The organism is Coprococcus sp. AM14-16, from assembly GCF_003434675.1.
Lineage (GTDB): Bacteria > Bacillota > Clostridia > Lachnospirales > Lachnospiraceae > Coprococcus > Coprococcus aceti.
In genome coordinates this window covers 30205-49102 of the sequence record NZ_QTLL01000004.1, presented here as the reverse complement: position 1 = coordinate 49102, position 18898 = coordinate 30205, and the positions used below count along the sequence as shown (strand labels likewise).

Annotated in this window: 16 protein-coding genes; all 16 read right to left on the bottom strand. The window is 46.9% G+C overall.

The features are described 5' to 3' along the window. Positions 1–8 precede the first annotated feature (8 nt). The 16 genes from pnuC to DW159_RS12115 all read right to left on the bottom strand — a co-directional run bounded on the left by pnuC (position 9) and on the right by DW159_RS12115 (position 18884). On the bottom strand, positions 9–743 hold the full coding sequence (gene pnuC, locus DW159_RS12190; RefSeq protein ID WP_117551124.1) for a nicotinamide riboside transporter PnuC: 735 nt from the start codon (positions 741–743) through the stop codon (positions 9–11). A gap of 46 nt (positions 744–789) precedes the next feature. Next, positions 790–1713: an NUDIX hydrolase gene (locus DW159_RS12185; RefSeq protein WP_117551122.1), complete on the bottom strand. Its 924-nt coding sequence runs from the start codon at positions 1711–1713 to the stop codon at positions 790–792. Between the two features lie 33 nt (positions 1714–1746). Beyond that, positions 1747–2262 (bottom strand): cysteine hydrolase family protein, encoded by a 516-nt coding sequence (locus tag DW159_RS12180; protein WP_117551120.1) that lies wholly within the window; start codon positions 2260–2262, stop codon positions 1747–1749. A 223-nt stretch (positions 2263–2485) separates the two neighbouring features. Continuing rightward, on the bottom strand, positions 2486–3664 hold the full coding sequence (locus DW159_RS12175; RefSeq protein WP_117551119.1) for a sugar transporter: 1179 nt from the start codon (positions 3662–3664) through the stop codon (positions 2486–2488). A 202-nt stretch (positions 3665–3866) separates the two neighbouring features. Then, positions 3867–4832 carry a carbohydrate kinase family protein gene (locus tag DW159_RS12170; RefSeq protein ID WP_055223625.1) on the bottom strand — a complete coding sequence of 322 codons (966 nt, stop codon included), beginning with the start codon at positions 4830–4832 and terminating at the stop codon, positions 3867–3869. A gap of 21 nt (positions 4833–4853) precedes the next feature. Further along, positions 4854–6332 (bottom strand): glycoside hydrolase family 32 protein, encoded by a 1479-nt coding sequence (locus DW159_RS12165; protein ID WP_117551117.1) that lies wholly within the window; start codon positions 6330–6332, stop codon positions 4854–4856. 21 nt (positions 6333–6353) lie between these two features. Beyond that, a complete protein-coding gene (locus tag DW159_RS12160) occupies positions 6354–7373 on the bottom strand; it encodes an ABC transporter permease (RefSeq protein WP_117551115.1) in 1020 nt (339 codons plus the stop codon). Between the two features lies 1 nt (position 7374). Further along, positions 7375–8874: a sugar ABC transporter ATP-binding protein gene (locus DW159_RS12155; RefSeq protein ID WP_117551113.1), complete on the bottom strand. Its 1500-nt coding sequence runs from the start codon at positions 8872–8874 to the stop codon at positions 7375–7377. 168 nt (positions 8875–9042) lie between these two features. Beyond that, entirely contained in the window at positions 9043–10059 is a 1017-nt protein-coding gene (locus tag DW159_RS12150) for a sugar ABC transporter substrate-binding protein (protein WP_117551111.1), read from the bottom strand. Positions 10060–10624: 565 nt separating this feature from the next. After that, positions 10625–12622, bottom strand: coding sequence for a LacI family DNA-binding transcriptional regulator (locus DW159_RS12145; RefSeq protein ID WP_117551109.1), 1998 nt, complete (start codon positions 12620–12622; stop codon positions 10625–10627). A 33-nt stretch (positions 12623–12655) separates the two neighbouring features. Then, positions 12656–13636 (bottom strand): choloylglycine hydrolase, encoded by a 981-nt coding sequence (gene bsh, locus DW159_RS12140; protein ID WP_117551107.1) that lies wholly within the window; start codon positions 13634–13636, stop codon positions 12656–12658. A 31-nt stretch (positions 13637–13667) separates the two neighbouring features. Beyond that, positions 13668–14096: a GNAT family N-acetyltransferase gene (locus DW159_RS12135; RefSeq protein WP_117551334.1), complete on the bottom strand. Its 429-nt coding sequence runs from the start codon at positions 14094–14096 to the stop codon at positions 13668–13670. Between the two features lie 247 nt (positions 14097–14343). Continuing rightward, on the bottom strand, positions 14344–15363 hold the full coding sequence (locus DW159_RS12130; protein WP_117551105.1) for a sensor histidine kinase: 1020 nt from the start codon (positions 15361–15363) through the stop codon (positions 14344–14346). A 10-nt stretch (positions 15364–15373) separates the two neighbouring features. Continuing rightward, positions 15374–16024: a response regulator transcription factor gene (locus tag DW159_RS12125; protein ID WP_117551103.1), complete on the bottom strand. Its 651-nt coding sequence runs from the start codon at positions 16022–16024 to the stop codon at positions 15374–15376. Between the two features lie 15 nt (positions 16025–16039). Next, complete coding sequence (locus DW159_RS12120; protein ID WP_117551101.1) at positions 16040–18121, bottom strand: FtsX-like permease family protein; 2082 nt, start codon at positions 18119–18121, stop codon at positions 16040–16042. Beyond that, positions 18111–18884, bottom strand: coding sequence for an ABC transporter ATP-binding protein (locus tag DW159_RS12115; protein ID WP_117551099.1), 774 nt, complete (start codon positions 18882–18884; stop codon positions 18111–18113). Before DW159_RS12115 ends, DW159_RS12120 begins: the two co-directional genes overlap by 11 nt. Between the last annotated feature and the right edge of the window lie 14 nt (positions 18885–18898).

The window sequence follows — 18898 nt, the reverse complement described above, 5'->3', positions numbered from 1 at the left end:
AGCCTCCCTTACTCTGTCGCCATGCCGTCTTCGAAAACGTGTACTTTGTCCAAACGATTCCTTCTGACCTCACGTTCCCATCTGACACACATAATAACGGCGTTTCCAAGGTACACTATCCACATGAGCAGCGTCGCTATGTTGTCATTGCCACTCATAAAGTTTTGTGCCCACATATATATTGTAAACACATCTACCGCAATCCATATCCACCACTGCTCCGCGAACATTCTTACAGATACAACCATCGCCACAACCGATGAAACCGTTGTAAATGCATCCACAAATGGCATGACATCCCCGAGCCTCTTTAACAGCAGTCCATACAGAAAGGTGCCGAGTGCCACCGCCAGCACCATGAATACCCTGCCAACCGCCTTCATGTGTTTCTTTCTGACCTCATGCGTCTCATCGTTCATATGCCTTGACCATACATAGAATCCAACAAACTGCATAGGCACATAATATAGCGCATTGAGCATTGTCTCTCCGTACAGCGCAGCCTTATACGATATAACCGCGTAAAGCACAGTATTCACAAGACCGAATATGTACGCTGACAACTTCCCTTTTCCCGTGCACACTACACAGACCACGCCTGTGGTGGACGATATGATCCCCATAACCGTATCATCCCAATATATGGACAGCCCCACGATGACTGCACATGCGATAAGCAGCCAGGTGACCTCCAGCTTCTTCCAGCCCTCTATCTCATTTTTTATAAATTTCTTAAATGTCATCTATTCATTCCTCCCTTTTAAACATCAATCCACTACACTATAGTCTCTACTTCCTTGCATCATTCCTTCGTGTGAACAGTTTGGCAGGTCTGTATCTCTCACCGGACTGATATGCATCAGTCTCCTCAACATATTCCACAATCTTTCTTCTGAAGTTAGGTGTGGTAAGTTCCATGTCCCATATCTGTTCATATACATTCTGAAGCTCAGTGAGTGTAAATCTATCCGGCAGTAGGTCAAATGCCAGCTTCATATCTCTCCTGACATCCTCCCGCAGTCCTAGCACCGCCTCTGTTATGATTCTTGCGTGGTCAAATGCCAGTCCTTCACATTCCTCTATGTCGTAGCTGTCCGAGCTTCGTCCGCATGAGCTCATATCTGTTTTTCGCAGCACTGCCGTAAGTTTTATATCAGAGTCTGCATTCTTGAGAACCAGCCTGTATCTTTTCCCGTTTTGGACTTTATATGAAGCTTCAACTTCATTTTTCGCAATTTCTTCGACTGTGCCTGACACCTCTGTCAGTTCAACCGTAAACCATCTTGCATCCTGTGCATCATCTCCTGCCTTAAGGCTACAGGCTCCGGCGTTCATAAGTGCCATATAAGTTGATGATATGACCCAGCCTCTCGGGTCTCTGCCCGGCTCGCCATACACTCCGACAAGCTTTACATATGCATCTCCTATACTGGTCTCTTCGCAAAGCTCTCTTCTGGCCGAATCTATGACATCCTCACCTTTTCTGCAGAACCCACCGGGCATAGCCCAGCTTCCTTTATATGGGAATCCACCTCTTCTTATCAGTAGTATCTTGAGCTTCTTCTCCTGAAGTCTTCTTACATCCTCGCACTCGTCATCCTTCATAACTGAAAATACAACCACATCCGCGGCAACAGATGGCCTGTCATATTTTGTCAGGTCATATCCGGCAAGGAATTCCTTCTCTTCGTCACTCATCTCATATGTCTTCATACGTATGCTTCATCCTCCTTTATATTTCCGCCGTTATCTGATTATGTCCACCTGACACATCGCCATGGTCGTCAGCGCAGCCTCATGGCTCTCCGGCGTCACTCCGGCACAGCACCTCGCATCAACCTTCACATTTATCTCAGGGTACAGAGCCTTGATGATCAGAGCATTCGACACGACACATATATCCGTACAAAGACCTACCATCTCAACATCCTGAAGGTCGAAGTCTCCCCATCCTGTATATCCAAAGCTGGTCTTGTTGATGTATATAGCTCCCGGGACTTCAAGGCCAGCTGCGATCTCCCAGCCCTCAGTTTCCTCTATACAATGTGGAACCGGGAGATGACGACCTTCGTTTGTCTCCATGTAATCCTCATAATGCGTATCCCTCGTGAAGATGATCTCATCCCCGCGGTCAGCATACTCCTTTATCTTCTTTTTCACATTCTCCACGATGGCTGCAGCCTCCTTTGTGCCTAGTGCCCCATCAATGAAATCATTCTGCATGTCAACCACTATAAGCGTCTTTTTCCTGTTATCGTCCATAATTCTTCTCCTCCTGCATCTGCATGCGTTCCAACTTATTATCTTTTTGATAATATCTCCCGGTTATTTGTATGATATTATCATTTTGATAATATGTCAACCCATTATTTGAAACTTACTAAAAAACGGCAGTCCTGACATGCCATGTTCCAAGCCGAACCCGCATGCCAGCACTGCCGCGCTATTATATTTCAATTACATTTAATTATATGCAAATACTCTGTCAGTTCACACTCTGTCTCAATTTTCTTAGAAGTACAAATGCAAAGAACAGCACCGATATAACCGCGAACACCGCACCTACAAAACCGATATATGATATCGCGCTCTTGTCGCACACAATTCCGCCGATCCAGCTTCCACCTCCGATACCGAGGTTGAAAAGTCCTGAATATATGGCAGTCGCCACTGCGGAGCTCTTCTCATCAACACTTCTGATGACCTCCGACTGCGTGGTCACATTGAACGCCATGGCTGTTATTCCCCAGAATGCACATAGGAGTACCATGGTCGCCAACGTCTTTGACGCCGGAAGCAGAAGCAGCAGCCACACAAGAAGAGTTGCCATGACTGTACCGATAAATGCAAATCTGTGCTTGTCATAAAGCTTTGAGAACAGATAGCTTCCGAGAAGTCCCATCGCTCCAAATATCAGGAGCACTACAGTGATGACATTGTTCTGGAGCTTTGCAACCTGCTGCATGAACGGCTCTATATAACTGTACACCGTGTAGTATCCAAGCACGAACAGTATCGTCTGAATATACAGGCAGATGAGCACCGGATTCTTCAGAAGAGCAGGGAGATCCTTCACATGGAACTGCTCTCCGCTTGCGATCTTAGGGAATACAAATGCCATGTACACCAGAACCGCAAATGCTATGATTCCAACGATGAGGAATGTAACTCTCCATCCCATATACTGTCCAACAAGTCTTCCAAGCGGAAGTCCGGCTATAGTAGCTATGGACGTTCCAGTCACGACCATGCTCAGTGCAAATGATCTGTGTTCTTCATTTACAAGTCTTATGGCAACCGGTGAAGCTATCGACCAGAATATCGCATGGGTACACGCAACGCCTATACGCGATGCCATGAGCACTCCGTATGTCGGCGCGATCACGGACATGATCTGGCATATTCCAAACAGTGCGATCGTTCCCATGAACAGCTTCCTGAAATCTATCTTCGACACAAGAAGTATGAGCGGCAGGGACAACAGCATGACTATCCACGAATACACTGTGATAAGCATTCCCGCCTTCGACTCCGATATGCTGAACGACTTTGCAATGTCTGTCAGCAAGCCAATTGGCATAAATTCCGATGTGTTGAATATGAACGCCGAGACGGTCATTCCCACAAGCGGAAGCATTTCTTTTCTCGTCAATCTACTCTTCATATTTATTCCTCTTCCTAATAATATGTGGTATATATGATTATTTTTTTGTTCACCAGCCACATATTATAGGAAATGGAATTATGAGTCAATGCACTTTTGAATGGTTATACTGTCCAAATGTTAGATTGTACAAAAAAGAAGGCCGGAAACTCTCCGGCCTTCAGGGTTAAGGGAAAATTTTATGTGAAAAATTGTAGTACACTTACTTTACTGCGAGTCTCTCAAATGTCTCGCTCTCTTCAGGAATCGATCTGAGTCCTCCGCGCTTCTCGACACACAGGCTCGCAACCGCATTTCCGTATCTTGCACACTCTGCAAGCTCATCTATACTGAACTCCTCCAGTCTCTTATCCGCTCTGACAAGCTGTGATACAAATGCTCCCCAGAATGAATCTCCAGCCCCCGTCGTATCTACCACATGGCTGACGAAGCCGGGAACTTTCCGGCTTCCATCCCTGCTGCATATCAGCACACCCTCACTTCCCAGGGTGACCGCAACAAGTCTGACGCCGCTTCCCAGAAGATACTCTGCTGCCTCTTCCGGATCGGAAAATGGTGTGAGTAGCGCTGTTTCCTCGTCCGAAAGCTTCATTATATCTACAAATGGAAGAATACTCTTCATCCTCTCCATCGCATTTTCTCTGCTGTCCCACAGCGGTGCTCTGTAGTTCGGATCATACGATATCACCGCGCCGTATTTCTTTGCCTCCTTCACCGCCTGAAACGTGGTGGTTCTGGCCGGTTCATCCGTGAGAGACAGCGAACCTATATGGAACACCTTTGTGTCTCTTAACAGGTCGGCATCCACTTCCTTGTAACAGAGCATTGTGTCCGCTCCCGGCTTTCTGGCAAATGAGAATTCACGCTCTCCGTTCTCATCCAGAGTGACAAATGCCAAAGTGGTAAATACCGTATTGTCAACCACTATACCTCTGGTATCTATCCCTGCCTGCTTTGCCGTCTCAACAAGGAAATTGCCGTGCATGTCATCTCCAACCTTACCTATAAAGGCGGTCTTAAGCCCGGCTTTACCGACCGCCGTGAGCATGTTTACTGGAGCCCCTCCGGGATTCTGCTCGAAGAGCTTCATCCCGGAATCAGTGCTTCCGGCAGGTGTAAAGTCTATCAGGAACTCACCAAGAGCCACAACATCATATTTCTTTTCCATGTTGGATCCTCCTTGTGAATTTTACTTTCCTGTGATCTCTATGTCATAGAATTCTACTCTTGCATCCTGTGCCAGAAGTCCCGTCTCAAACTCAGGCTTCGCATATATTCTGTATGTAAACGCCACCTGTTCTCCGACAAATACCTCCACCATATCATGGTCAACGATGATCTTCACATCTATCTCGCTGCCCTCTGTTATGTCAAATGTCTTCTCGCACACTCTGACTCCATCAGGGCCCGGCTCCGTTGCAGGAGGCACAGCCTGACAGGACTGAACCCAGAACGGGTCAACTCCCATAGGAAGATTTACCAGCGACACTCTCTGCATGGCCACATCGAACTCAAGGAGAAGGCATCCGCTTGCTTCCTTGTCTGACTTGAGCAGTATACCGAAATGGTCATACACCTCTCTAGGCATGATCTTGCACTTCATCATGTAGCTCTCCTCGTTGTGTCCAAGGAATCCGTATGTACATGTGCTTACTGAATCCATCTCAACCAGTCTGTCTCCGTGAAGCTCTGCATTTCCAAGTACAGGGATGTAATCCCATGCCACAGGCTTCTCAAATACATTCTCATATTCCTTTGGAAGCTTTACGTCAAGTCCTCCATCCGCTGTGGCAACTACCTCATGCGGCACGCAGAAGGTTCCGCCCCAGTACCATTCACCTCTGTCGCTTCTGTCTGCTCTGTCGTGAGCCCAACCGAAGTAGAAGCGTCTGCCGTCATCATCCTGCATGGACTTGGCTGCGTAGAATCTTCTTCCGCCTATGCCATCCTTCTTTGGCTTTCTCCATGGGCCAAATGGTGACTTTGCAACTCTGTATATTGTATTTACATATTCTGAGAATCTTGAGTATGAGAGATACCAATTGTCTCCCATCTTGTACATCTCAGGGCACTCAGGACAGTTGGTGTGTCCCGGTGAATATATCGGTCCGTAATATTCCCAGTTGACCAGATCCTTTGATCTGTAGAGAACTATACATCCTCTTCTGGTTATCGGCATATCCAACCTTCTCGCTGATATGAGGATCCAGTAACATTTGTCCTCCTCATTGTAGAATACATATGGATCTCTCCAGTCAAGCTTCTCGTAAAGCTCTATCATAGGTGTGATGACCGGATTGGCTGCATCCTTCACCCACGTGATTCCATCGTCGCTTGTAGCGTGGCATATGGTCTGCTGATACTCTGCGGTGAGGCAGTAGCCTGTATAGAATGCATGGTATTTGCCCTCGCCGTATATGACCGATCCAGTCCATACTCCTGATGCATCCGGCTCGTCGCCCTCGCCCGGATAGAGCGCTGTAGGAAGCTCCTCCCAGTGCACCAGATCCTCTGATACACTGTGGCTCCATGTTGTTCTGAGTCTTGCCGGGTACACTGTTGTTCCCGGAGGGGAAGTCAGTGAGAATATATGATATTTGCCCTCGTGGTAGAAAGGTATTGCATCTCCCGTGGAATCCGCGAAGGACATCTTTCTAAAAATCTCCATATTATCAGTCCTCTCTTTCTACTAGTTTGCTGCCAGTTTCTTCTTCTTGAGAAGCTCAAGCTTGCCCTTCTGTCCATCAAGGAGTACCGCACATGCGATGATAAGACCCTTGATGATGAGCTGCCAGTATGATGACACTCCGATAAGGTTAAGACCATTTGAGATGATTCCGATGACCATGGCACCAAATACGGTTCCACTGATTCTTCCCTTACCACCTGCCATGGAAGTTCCTCCAAGTACGCAGGCTGCGATGGCATCAAGCTCGTAGCCGCTTCCAACTGAAGGCTGGCCTGAATACATTCTTGAACAAAGTACAAGTCCTGCAAATGCTGAGAGAAGTCCAGATATTGTAAATACTATGATCTCTATCTTCTTGATAGGTACACCTGAAAGTCTTGCAGCCTCGCGGTTACCACCTATCGCATATACATATGTTCCAAACTTTGTCTTGCTGAGGATGAAGCTGAACAGTATGATGAGCACTACCATGTACACTACAGGAAGTGGGATCACATTGAACAGGTATCCTGTTCCGATCTCGATGAAGAGCTTGTTAGTGATACGTGTTGACTGTCCACCTGTGTAGACATAAGCTATACCACTTGCTATGTTCATCATGGCCATTGTGATGATGAATGCAGGCACCTTGAAGTTAGCAACTATAAAACCACTTATAAAGCCCGCTGCTGTACCAACCAGAAGTCCTGCAACTATGGCAACGCCGAGAGGGAGTCCCTGGTTAACTATAAATCCTACGGTCAGTGTTCCCGACATGGCTACTATCGATCCAACTGACAAGTCGATGTGTCCAAGTATAATTATCAGTGTCATTCCAAGTGCTATGTATGTGTTGATTGAAATCTGTCTAAGCACTGATATGATGTTGTTGGTCGTGAGAAACTTGTCCGTGGCAAGTGCTACCGCCACACACATGATTATCAGGACCACTATGATTCCTATGTTGCCCTTGACTATGGATGTCAGGGGATTGTTCTTTAATATAGAAGTTGCTTTTGAATTCTTCTTTGTCTCGCCCATATTATTCGATACCTCCTGCAGCGTATTTCATTATCTCTTCCTGTGAGAGCTCGTCCTTTGACAGCTTCTTCACGAGTCTTCCGGCTCTGACCACACATACGTTGTCGCACATGTTGATGATCTCAGGAAGCTCACTGGATACCATGATTATCGCTATGCCTTCCTTTGCCAGTTCATTGATTACTGTGTATATCTCAAATTTTGCATTTACATCCACGCCTCTGGTCGGCTCATCCAGAATAAGTACATCCGGCTTGGTCGCAAGCCATTTGCCCAGAACCACCTTCTGCTGGTTTCCACCTGACAGGCTGCCCGCCTCAATCTCTGGCGATGCCGCCTTTATCCTAAGTCTCTGTGAATAATGGTCTATTACCTCGCCGCGCTTCTTCTCGCTTATTGCGATTCCGTTCATATAGAATCTGAGGGATGAGAGTGTGAGGTTGAATGCCACGCTGTTGCCGAGTACCAGTCCCTGCTTCTTTCTGTCCTCAGGAACCAGCGCTATGCCTGATTTGATAGCCTGCATCGGATTCTTGAAGTGTACCGGCTTTCCTCCGAGTATCACCTCGCCTGATGTAGGCCGTGTTGCACCAAATACCGCCTCCATGATCTCACTTCGTCCGGCACCGACCAGACCTGAGAAGCCCAGGATCTCGCCCTTGTGCACCGAAAAACTTATATCTTCAAAGACACCTGTCTGGGAAAGATTCTTTACCTCCAGAGCAACCTCTGCCTTGTCCATGTCGCAGTAATCTCTTGCATAGAAGCTCTCCAGATCTCTTCCTACCATCATCGCAACCAGCTCATTCGGGTTGGTCTCTGATGTCTTTTTTGTTCCTACGTATGCACCATCCCTGATGACGGTAACTCTGTCAGATATCCTGAAGAGCTCCTCCATTCTGTGGGAGATGTAGATTATACTTACCTGTTTCTTTCTGAGATTCTCAATGATCTCAAATAACTGCTCCACCTCTTCGTTTGAAAGTGATGAGGTAGGCTCATCCATAACTATGATCTTACCATTGAATGAGACCGCCTTGACGATCTCCACCATCTGCTGCTGTGCGATGGTCAGATTCTCTACTATCGTGTCTGCTTTTATATTCACACCGAGGGATGATATCATCTCCTCTGCTCTTCTGTTCATCTCTGCAAAGTCCAATGTTCCAAGCTTTGTCCTTATCTCTCTGCCGAGAAACAGGTTCTGTGCCACCGAAAGATATGGAACAAGTACGATCTCCTGATGTATTATTCCTATACCATTCTCTCTGGCAGCCGGAACTCCGTTGATCTTTACCTCCTTGCCATTTACCTTGATGATTCCGCTGTCGGGCTGGTAAATTCCGCCAAGGACTTTGATCAGTGTGGACTTTCCTGCACCATTCTCGCCGAGCAGTGCGTGTACCTCTCCCAGCTCAAGGGAAAAGTCGATGCCACTTAAAGCATATATTCCGGAGAAGCTTTTCTTTATCCCTATCATTTCCAGAACTGTCTGTCCCATATTAAACCTCCAAGTTTCTAAAATAGATCTTTTGTTATCCTGCTTTTTCGGGATCTCGGCCGGAGATCTAAGATCCCCGGTCTCTCCCGTATTATATACACCTACGTTGTGTCATGTATGTCCAGCCGGGGGCAGCCCCGTGCTGTTACTGCCGGCTTCGATCCGGCCTTACTGCCAGTCGTTAACTGTCTTTTCAGCCTCATCCTTGAGTACGAGGTGTGAATCAAGATATACCTTCTTCTCGTCGATGGTTGTGTCTCCGCCTACATACTTCTGTGCTGCGTTGAATGCATACTCTGCAATCTGTACAGGAACCTGACATGCAACTGCTGTGAACTCGCCGTCGAGGAGTGCCTTCTTGCCATCTGGTGAAGCATCGATACTGTATACACCAATCTGACCTGTCTTGTTGGCCGCCTTAACTGCTGCTGCAGCGCCAAGTGCTGAAGGATCATTGATACAGAAGAATGCCTGAAGATCTGTGTTTGCTGTGATGATATCCTCTGCAAGGCTCATAGATGCATCAAGTGCTGCCTCGCCATCCTGCTGTGCTACGATGTTGAACTTATCCTTGTTATCACCGAGTCCGTCAAGGAAACCATTTACACGGTCTACACAACTCTCATTTGATGGGAAGTCAAGGATCGCAATGTCTGCTCCGTCCGGATAATCTTTAGCCATCTGCTCACCGACAAGCTGTCCTGCCATGTAAGCATTTGTTCCAACGAACTGTGTTACGAAGTTCTCTATGTCATCCTCGATAACTGCTGTATCTACATTGAAGATTGGGATTCCTGCATCCTTGATCTCTGCAAGACCTGATGTGATACCTGCTGAATCAACCGGGATGATGAACACTGCGTCGTATCCACTATTTGCCACGTCTGATAACTGGCTGAGCTGTGTGTTCAGATCGTAGTCAGGATCAAGACATGTATATGATATTCCGTTCGCATCGCAGAGTTCCTTGAGCTTTGCATCGATCGAACTCTGGAATGTGTTGTTGAGTGTGTTTGTACAGAATGCAAATGAAAGGTCAGATGACTTTGTGCTCTCCTGTTTTGTACCTGATTCAGATGAACCGTTGCCCGAAGCGTTTCCTGATCCTGATCCACAACCTGCCAGTAAACTGAGTGACATGCACAGACATGCTCCAACTGCTAATAACTTTTTAAATCTTCTCATAATTTTTACCTCCAATATCATGCGTTTTTTTTTGCTAACTCGTTGTCGAAAAACTGTTTACAACCGGTTTAATTTACGTAAATTTTAAACTGTTTTTCGTCCCTTGCATGTTTTGATGATATAACCTTTGTCGGTTATTGTCAATATTAAGTGTTTTATTTATTGTTTATTCGGCATTATGCACAAATAACGCTCGATTGCATTATAGGGTTCGCAGGTGTTTTATTATTTTTTACGTAAATATTTTACGATATGTCATACTTATGGGATTTGTAGTGTATGATTGACACCCGTTACTTGTCACCTTGTATCTTGTAATCTTGTCCTTTGTCTCCGGTACCACTTCCCCGGGAATTTTCTCTTTTGGGTGTGGTTACAGCAACTTGGACACAAAATTGTATCCTTGGGAACTTCTCAGGCGAAAAAGATACAATCTTCCAAGGTCTTGTGTATAAACGCAAAAAATCCGCCAGAAAGATACAATTTTCTCTCTAACGGATTCTTTTTTAGATAAAAAGATACAGTTTCTAACTCTGTCCGGCACGGACTAACTAAAGATGTCATATCACCTTAGTCTGTCCGGCATGGACTCATGGAAGATTTCCTTCCATGCAAGCCTGAGCTGTTTTGGCTCGACCTGATACGGCTGAACTCCCACATACTTTGGAAGCTGTTCTTCACTTACCAGGGACTTGGCAACGACTGCCGCGGCCGCCCTTCCCTGCTCGTATGGTCTCTGTGTGCTGAGTCCTTTGACTATTCCTTCCTCCATGCACCGGGCTATACCATGGTCAAGATCAGTTGTGAACACCGCCACATCCTCCCTGCCAAGCTCCTTAAGTGCCTTTATAGCCAGAAGTGCCGGGCGATCCCAGCTCACATACATTGCCTCAATTTCAGGATTGGCAGTTATCACATCCTTGGCTACCTGATATGCATTGGATATCTCTCCAAAACTCCTGATCGTAACTATGTCAATATCAGGATAACTGTCCTTGATTATTCTCTCGGCAGCGTTATCTCTGACTCTTGTTCCATAGAATGCCGCCCCATGAATAATGAAGCCTGCCTTTTTTTTCTTATTCTCCTTGCAGTATTCCCCCAGCATTCTTCCAGTGTTCGTTCCGTTCTCCGACTCATTTACTGATACACAGGACACATAGCTGTTCTTGGACATGCCATCCGGAACATTGCTTATGAACACCAGCTTTGACACCTTGGAAAGCTCCTGAAACTTCTCTCTGGTACGACTATCATCCGCCGGAATAGCTATAACTGCGTCTGGCTTCTGAAGCCTTATTCCATCGAGCTGTGCATTCTGAAGTTCAGAGTCAAAGTGTGCATCCATAACCGACACCACATCTATTCCAAACTGCTCAAGCTCCTCTCGGATACCCTTCTCATGGAGCTCCGCCCAGGACGTACCGGTATAATGAAATGATATGGCCACTCTGAAATGTCCTGCCTTCAGCCTCTGTTTTTCCTCCTTCGTCAGCACCACGGAATCCGGGGCAGCTGCCTTATCTCCAAATGGTCCATTATCCAGCATCTTGGTGGATTTCCTGACAACCAGTTCCACATCGGCATAGCAGTCATGGGATATGGCCGCACCTGTGTTGATCTTCTCAAAAAGCATTCCAACTGCCTTGGCGCTTAAGCCCTTCACATCTCTTCTGATTATGGTAAGCGGAGGATATGTAAGTTCCGACCAGCTCTCATCACCAAACCCAACCACAGATATCTCTCCCGGACAGTCGATTCCCATATCTCTCAGCGTCTTCATGAGATAGAGCGTTATTCTGTTGCCTCCCGCAAGGACCGCGGTCGGCCTGTACCTGCGGAGCGCCTTCTGGATGACGAGCATACAGTCATCCTCGCCATTTTCCAGGGTCACATCCACTATATTTGCATCATTTGTATTGATGTTGTACTTCTCCAGCGCATTTAAAAAGCCCCTGGTCCTCTCGTCCTTCGTCGTGCTGTCCGTGCTCTCCCGGAAGAACAATACATTCTTGTGTCCGCTGGACAACAGATAATCCGCCCCTTTGAATATCGCCTCACGATCCCTGAACTCAACGGAATCTATTCCCTCACCGAGTATATTTCTCTCCACACAGACAAATGGAACACCCGACTGTATGAGCTTTGTGTAGTTAGATGCCACATCGCTCACCGGCGCATGTATGATACCCGCAACCTTCTTGTTCACCAGAAGTCCGGCAAGCACCTGCGCCTCCTCCTTGAGATCATTATCTGTTATCGCCACAAGGAACTGATATCCTTGTACACTGACAAGCTGCTTCACATAAGCTACCACATCTCTGTATATCGTACTCTCTATATTCGGGATGACCGCAACGATAGTTGACTCCCGGCCAACCAGCAGTTTTCTCTCCTTATCTGCTATCTTATTCTGATATCCGGTCTCTACTATGATCTTCTCTATCTTATCCACAAGCTCAGGTCTTACATACCTTGTCCTGTTTATAACATGTGATACAGTGGCTATGGACACCCCGGCCATATCCGCTATTTCTTTTATCGTAACCTTGCTTTTACTCATACAGCATCCTTTCTCCCTTGTAAGCCATATACATCAGTTCTGCCAATTGATATTCTCCCCCTGGATAAGCGGATATCTGGCAAGCGAACTGCTATCCAGATCCTCTCTGTTCATATCCACTGCATTTATCTGATGACCCTCGTAGGTATTGTAATAGTATATTCCCTTGTCAGCATTGCAGCAGGACGTGTATATGGTGATCTCATATTTGTCCGCTGCCACCTCGCAGCAGCCCCTCTGCTGATCCACAGAGCCAAGTATATGGAAGAACTGGCCCACACTCTCAGCCTCTGAATCTGCGGACATACTGTTCTGTTTTACAAATGCCACCCTGGCAAATCTCGACGTGGATGACAGGTCTCCCGGAAGTCCTATGGCCCCCATGCCACGGCTGTAAGTGACAAGTCCCACCTCCGGGGCAAATGTGTTCACCGGCTGCTTTGGTGACAGCCCCATATACTGATTGAGCAGGAACATCTGCTGAGGAAATGGCGGGTTGTTCGTGAGAACCCCAACCGGATTCTCATACACATGCAGCCCATCTGCCATACACTCTACAGTTATAGCTCCATTTCTGTCTGCAATGATCCAGTGGAGCTGCGCTGTAGGAAGCTGCTCAGAAAATGGTGTGCCGGTCAGGTTCATCCTGTCCAGAGCTACCCTTGCCTCACCCACGCTGGCACAGCTTCCGAGTATCCACGGGATGAACTCGTACTGGGCTACATTGTCCCTCTCACCACTCTCATCCGCTTCCTGATACACTGCATTTCCAACAAAATTCAGGCCTGCCATTCCAAGGCCCTTCTCATTTATAGCATCATAGTAGAGAGGATAACCGCCTGCCACATGTGCCATTCCTATCATGGCATAATGGTTGTCCTTCCTGCCCATATATCTGAATTCAAACGGATAATTTCTCGGAGTCACGGTGATCTCATCGCCGTACGAGAATTCATAATCCAGCGTTCTTCCAAAATAGAAATCCTTTGTCTTATATGTCGCTGCTGTACACATATTTTGTCTCCTTTCAAATCTCTGCAGATAATCATATCGTCAGTTCAAAGCCATAACAGCTCTTTTCAAAGCCATAGTGCTCGTAGAATCCATGTGCCCCTGTCCTCGGAAGTCCGGAATCAAGGGTGATGGCCTTGCATCCCCTCTGCCTTGCAAGCTCCTTTGCATGATCCAGAAGTGCCACACCATATCCCTTGCCGCGGTCCTCCTCTCTTGTTATGAGGCTTGACACATAGCATGTGAGTCCCGACATCCAGAATGTATTGAAATAGTCTCCATGGCACATGCCCCTGCAAATGCCTTCATCCCATAATAAAAACGCAAAGCTGCGTTCGTCATTTATAACGTCCATATATACTTTGCGTATTTCTTCCCTGTCATATGTATTATATGTCCATAATTTTTCTATAAAATCAAATACAATATCAAAATCCTCTGCTGCCGCTTTTCTGATCTCCATAATTATATTCTCCTTTCCATTGAACACCAGCCATGCAAAATTTGCCTTCGGCAAATGGCTGGCGCTGCATGTCAAGCCTCAGCCCACTTAAACTGACTTTGCACCGTCAACTAAATTACAGCCAATGCTTACATTATAAAATATCAAAGTGATTATTAACAGACCGTCACTCATAAATTTATTATAAAATATCCCGGTAAAAAGTGAGGAGGCAGATACGCACAACACTGTATCTGCCTCCTCACTTTTATATCTTTGTCTCCACATCCGGGAATTCAAGTACTATCTCGAATCCATTCTGCCACTTTGAATTTGCCGTCACTGTGATACCCAGATCATGCGCCATCTCACTGACAAGATACAGTCCCATGCCCGTTGCACGCTTTCTGTTCTCACCCGAATCACCCGTGACACCCTTCTCGAATATGTATGGCATGTCACAGCTCTTTACACCTATGCCATTGTCACTCACGGACAGCAGCTTTTTGTTGCCCGCCGTCCAGAAGTCAAATGATATCTCCGGCTGTTCATTTGTGTATTTCATGGAATTGCTCACAAGCTGACCGAGTATAAACTGCAATCCCCTGCGGTCACTGTACACTGTTCCGTTCTCAAGACATTTTCTGACCCGTATGCCCTTCTCCTCAAGCAGTGATCTGTAGTCAGCTATCACCTCATCCACGCATTCTTCCACATCTACGCTCTCCATGAGATAATCCTTGGAATCGCTTTTCAGTCTGGCGTAGTAGAGCATCTGATCCACATAGTTCTGCATCTGGCTGGTCACATTGTCCATCTTCGTCACAACATTACGAGGCAGCTCATCTCTCCTGTTGTCCACCACAAATGTCAGCAGAGAGATGGGGGTCTTGATCTCATGTGCCCAGTTCTCCACATACTCCTGATAGTCCCTGAGCTGTCTGCCACTCTGCATCACTGAATCTCTCAGATCGTGAAGCTCCTCCGACAGCACGCTCACATATTCCTGTTCAGAAGCCCCGCACAGGCTCCTCATTTCTATCTCGCTCTGTTCATCCGGGGCAGTGACAAATCTCCTGAACGCCTCAATCTTCTTCCTGTCCTTTATACACAGCACCGAGCACACCGCCGCGAACAGTATCACAGTGAACACGCCAACCAGCACCCTTATTCTGACAAATGCCTCTGGCGCCACAAGCCACATGAAGAAGCAGAACGCCACGTCCGTCAGAAGCAGCAGACCAAGCCAGACAATATTCTGTTTTATAACAAGTCCAAATCTTTTCATATTCTCTCAATTACTCAAGCTTGTATCCAACGCCTCTTACAGCTATGATCTTTGCCTTCATATCCAGTCCCGCCATTGTCTTTTTGAGTCTTGTAAGATTCACCTGCAGGGCATTTTCATCTATATACTCCGATGTGCCCCACACTGCCTCACAAAGCTTCTCCTTAGACACGACATCTCCTCCGCTTGTCATAAGTGTTTCAAATATACGTCCCTGATTCTGTGGAAGCACCGCAGATCTCCCATCTATATACAGAGTGTATGTCTGAGTGTCCAGAAGAAACCCTTCTCCTTCGATCAGGTTCTGTCTGCCCTCGTACCTCTTGAGCACATTTGCCACCCGGGCCAGAAGCCGCTCACGGCGACATGGCTTCGTGAGGAATTCATCAGCGCCCAGTTCCAGCGCATGGAGCTCGTCCTTTAGCTGGTCCCTCGATGTGAGAACCAGCACAGGGACAGAGCTCCGCCTCTTGATCTCCCGGCATATGTCAAAGCCGCTCCTGCCAGGAAGATTGATATCCAGCAGAAGAATATCCGGAGCCATGTCCAGTATCTGTTCTATTATGTTGTCAAATCCATCTGGCTTAACTGCCCTGTATCCTGCCTTTGTCAGCATATCCAGAAGTTCATCGCACATGAGGACATCGTCCTCAACCACCATCACACACTTCACCGTTTACTCAACCCTTTCCGGTGTCATCATCGCCATGAGATATCTGTTGCTTGAGCGTTTCACCGCTGTCATATAGATATATTCTACCACACACAACAGAATTATCATAACCGCAGCTATGATAAGTATCTGTTTCACTCTGCCGCGCATGAATTCTGACAGAATTCCCGTGAGCAGAGCACGCACACCGAATATACTGCTGACCGCCGCCACGGCAACCGGGATTCCAAAATACCAGCCCACCTGTCTGTTTGCTGAGCTGCAGAGCATTTCGTATGTCGCGCCAAGCTTCACAAGGGTTCTGTACCTTCTGCCGGACTTTCTCTGTCCCATCAGGAACTGAACACCGATTATGGTATTTGCAATTATGAGGAACACCACCGCCAGATAAAGCGTTATATATCCTGCAGCCACCGTGTAGAACATATTTCTTCCTATGTTCTGCAGATAACTCTCGCAATCAGCGTTTATGCTCTCAAAATCTATGCCGTCAAGCTTCTCATTTTCATCCATTATGGCTTTCATGAGGCCCTTACCGTCCACGATATCCTTTTTGAGAATGGCGTTTACATATAACTCGTAATTGTCATTTGTCAATCTGGTAAATGTATCATCGTCCACGATAAGTCCGAACGACAGGGTTATCGATGAATCTGTCACGATCTTCGTGGTCTGGACCTCTCCGATCAGATGATACTCATCTCCTCTTACATCCACCTCCGGACTCTCTGCCAATACCTCATTCAGTAAACCCCCGCGGTAATCAGTAAAGAAATCCGTATAGAGTGCCAGTTCATTTTCTCCGAGCTCCAAAGGCTCCTTTCCCGCAGCCTCAAGCACCTTGTTGTACGCACTCTCCTGGATCAGGTAAGGGTATGTCATGTAAGACATGTTATTTATAAGCACATCCCTGTCCTCTGAAGCTTTGAGTTTTTCAAGCTCAGATATGACATTCCCCACGTTCACAGCATCATCATGGGACTCATTTTCACCCATCTTTATATAACCAAGCTTCATATCGAATACGTCCGAGAAATCCTCCAACACGCCGGCTTCCTCCAGCTTCGCGCGGATATTCCTGCTGTCCGCCTCAGCGTCATCCCCATATGAGGCAAATGTATAATCGAGCACATGATACATATTCTGTCTGGATATACATATGCCAACGCCCGAACCGCAGCAGCACAGAGCGCCGAGTATGAGTATCGAGCTTATTGCAAGCGTTCCAGATTTTGTTACTACATTTTCGTGTATCTGCCTGAAACCGAACACAGCAAGTGGTTTTGAGCCATTTGCACGTCTGGCCAGTGCATCAACAAAGAGCCTGAGACCGAAAAACAGCAGGAACATGCCAACAAATCCCAGTGTTATGGTGACCGCCATATATTTTACGCTGATCCACGAATAGCCGCCTATTCCCTGACAGTATGCAATGACCAGCGCAACAAGACCGAAGACTGCACTCACACCATACACAGGAGCCGGAAGCTGTTTCTTCTCTGTCTCCGGTGTATCTACAAGGAGATCGCCTATCTGCTTTCTTGCAAGCTTACCGCTCAGTATGAGAAATGCTGCAAGCTTTATCGCTACAAATCCAACAGTTGTCAGTATGACTGCCTGCAGTGAAAATGATACGTGATGACCTATAACGCCAAGACCTACCAGTCTGGCTGTGAGAAGGCTGACCACCTCAGACACCAGGATCGCTATAGGAAGTCCGATGAGCAGAGCCACTACGCTGCTGCCCAGATCCTCCGCCATCAGCAGGGCAAAAAGCTTTGATCTTCTCATCCCCATCATTATATACATTCCAAATTCGTGCCTCCGTCGTTCGAGCTGGTATTTGCTTGCATAGTATATAAGAAAGAACAACATGACCAGTGAAAATACATAGAACACCGCCGCTATCTGAAGAAGACTGTTCACCGCATCGCTTTCAAGACTTCTCAGGAATATCATCACATCCTGATGGGACAGCGCCAATATGATATAAAATGCCACTATGGACACAACCAGCGAAGCGAAGAACAGACCATTCTCTTTCCTGCTTCTCCTGCTGTTCCTCATTGCGAGTTTAAAGAACATTTGCGCTGCCTCCTCCCATCTGCGCCATCAGCTTGAGTATCCTCTCATAAAACTCCTGCTGCGACTCTCTCTCCATATCTCTTCTGAGCTCATGGAATATCCTGCCATCCTGTATGAAGAGTATCCTCTTGCAGAAGCTGGCCGCATTTGAGTCGTGGGTCACCATAAGTATGGCAGTGTTGTCATCCCTGTTCAGTCCCAACAGCTTCTCCATGAGTGCCTTTGCATTTCTTGAGTCGAGTGCTCCGGTCGGCTCGTCCGCAAGAATGATCCCCGGATTAAGTATGAGCGCTCTGGCGGCCGCAACCCTCTGTCTCTGACCACCAGACATCTGCGACGGGAATTTGTCAAGCACGTTATCTATCTCCAGATATGATGAAAGCTTTTCCAATCTGCTTCTGCTCTCATCCTCGGATACACCGTGTATTGACAACGGAACCATAATGTTCTCTCTGCCTGTTAGATTGTCCAGAAGTTCAAAGTTCTGGAACAGATAACCTATCTCCCTGCCTCTGTACTGCGCAAGCTTCGCACCTTTAAGCACCTGTATCTCTTTGCCCTGGAACTCTATGGTTCCGCTGTCAGGCTTTATGACCGTTGCGATACAGTTCAGCAGTGTGGACTTTCCCGATCCACTGCTACCCATGATGCCAAGGAACTCCCCCGGCATGACCTGAAATGATATGCCGTCCAGAGCCTTAGTCTGGTTTGGCTTTTTGCCATAGTATTTCTTCAGTGATTCTATCTTTAATAAACTATCCATATTGTTCACCTTTC

Excerpts from the sequence above, each read along its gene's own strand:
- DW159_RS12160 (WP_117551115.1), bottom strand. The coding sequence starts at position 7,373 with ATGGGCGAGACAAAGAAGAATTCAAAAGCAACTTCTATATTAAAGAAC.
- DW159_RS12130 (WP_117551105.1), bottom strand. The coding sequence starts at position 15,363 with ATGAAAAGATTTGGACTTGTTATAAAACAGAATATTGTCTGGCTTGGT.
- DW159_RS12115 (WP_117551099.1), bottom strand. The coding sequence starts at position 18,884 with ATGGATAGTTTATTAAAGATAGAATCACTGAAGAAATACTATGGCAAA.
- pnuC (WP_117551124.1), bottom strand. The coding sequence starts at position 743 with ATGACATTTAAGAAATTTATAAAAAATGAGATAGAGGGCTGGAAGAAG.
- bsh (WP_117551107.1), bottom strand. The coding sequence starts at position 13,636 with ATGTGTACAGCAGCGACATATAAGACAAAGGATTTCTATTTTGGAAGA.
- DW159_RS12145 (WP_117551109.1), bottom strand. The coding sequence starts at position 12,622 with ATGAGTAAAAGCAAGGTTACGATAAAAGAAATAGCGGATATGGCCGGG.
- DW159_RS12120 (WP_117551101.1), bottom strand. The coding sequence starts at position 18,121 with ATGTTCTTTAAACTCGCAATGAGGAACAGCAGGAGAAGCAGGAAAGAG.
- DW159_RS12125 (WP_117551103.1), bottom strand. The coding sequence starts at position 16,024 with ATGGTGGTTGAGGACGATGTCCTCATGTGCGATGAACTTCTGGATATG.
- DW159_RS12180 (WP_117551120.1), bottom strand. The coding sequence starts at position 2,262 with ATGGACGATAACAGGAAAAAGACGCTTATAGTGGTTGACATGCAGAAT.
- DW159_RS12175 (WP_117551119.1), bottom strand. The coding sequence starts at position 3,664 with ATGAAGAGTAGATTGACGAGAAAAGAAATGCTTCCGCTTGTGGGAATG.
- DW159_RS12150 (WP_117551111.1), bottom strand. The coding sequence starts at position 10,059 with ATGAGAAGATTTAAAAAGTTATTAGCAGTTGGAGCATGTCTGTGCATG.
- DW159_RS12165 (WP_117551117.1), bottom strand. The coding sequence starts at position 6,332 with ATGGAGATTTTTAGAAAGATGTCCTTCGCGGATTCCACGGGAGATGCA.
- DW159_RS12135 (WP_117551334.1), bottom strand. The coding sequence starts at position 14,096 with ATGGAGATCAGAAAAGCGGCAGCAGAGGATTTTGATATTGTATTTGAT.
- DW159_RS12155 (WP_117551113.1), bottom strand. The coding sequence starts at position 8,874 with ATGGGACAGACAGTTCTGGAAATGATAGGGATAAAGAAAAGCTTCTCC.
- DW159_RS12170 (WP_055223625.1), bottom strand. The coding sequence starts at position 4,832 with ATGGAAAAGAAATATGATGTTGTGGCTCTTGGTGAGTTCCTGATAGAC.
- DW159_RS12185 (WP_117551122.1), bottom strand. The coding sequence starts at position 1,713 with ATGAAGACATATGAGATGAGTGACGAAGAGAAGGAATTCCTTGCCGGA.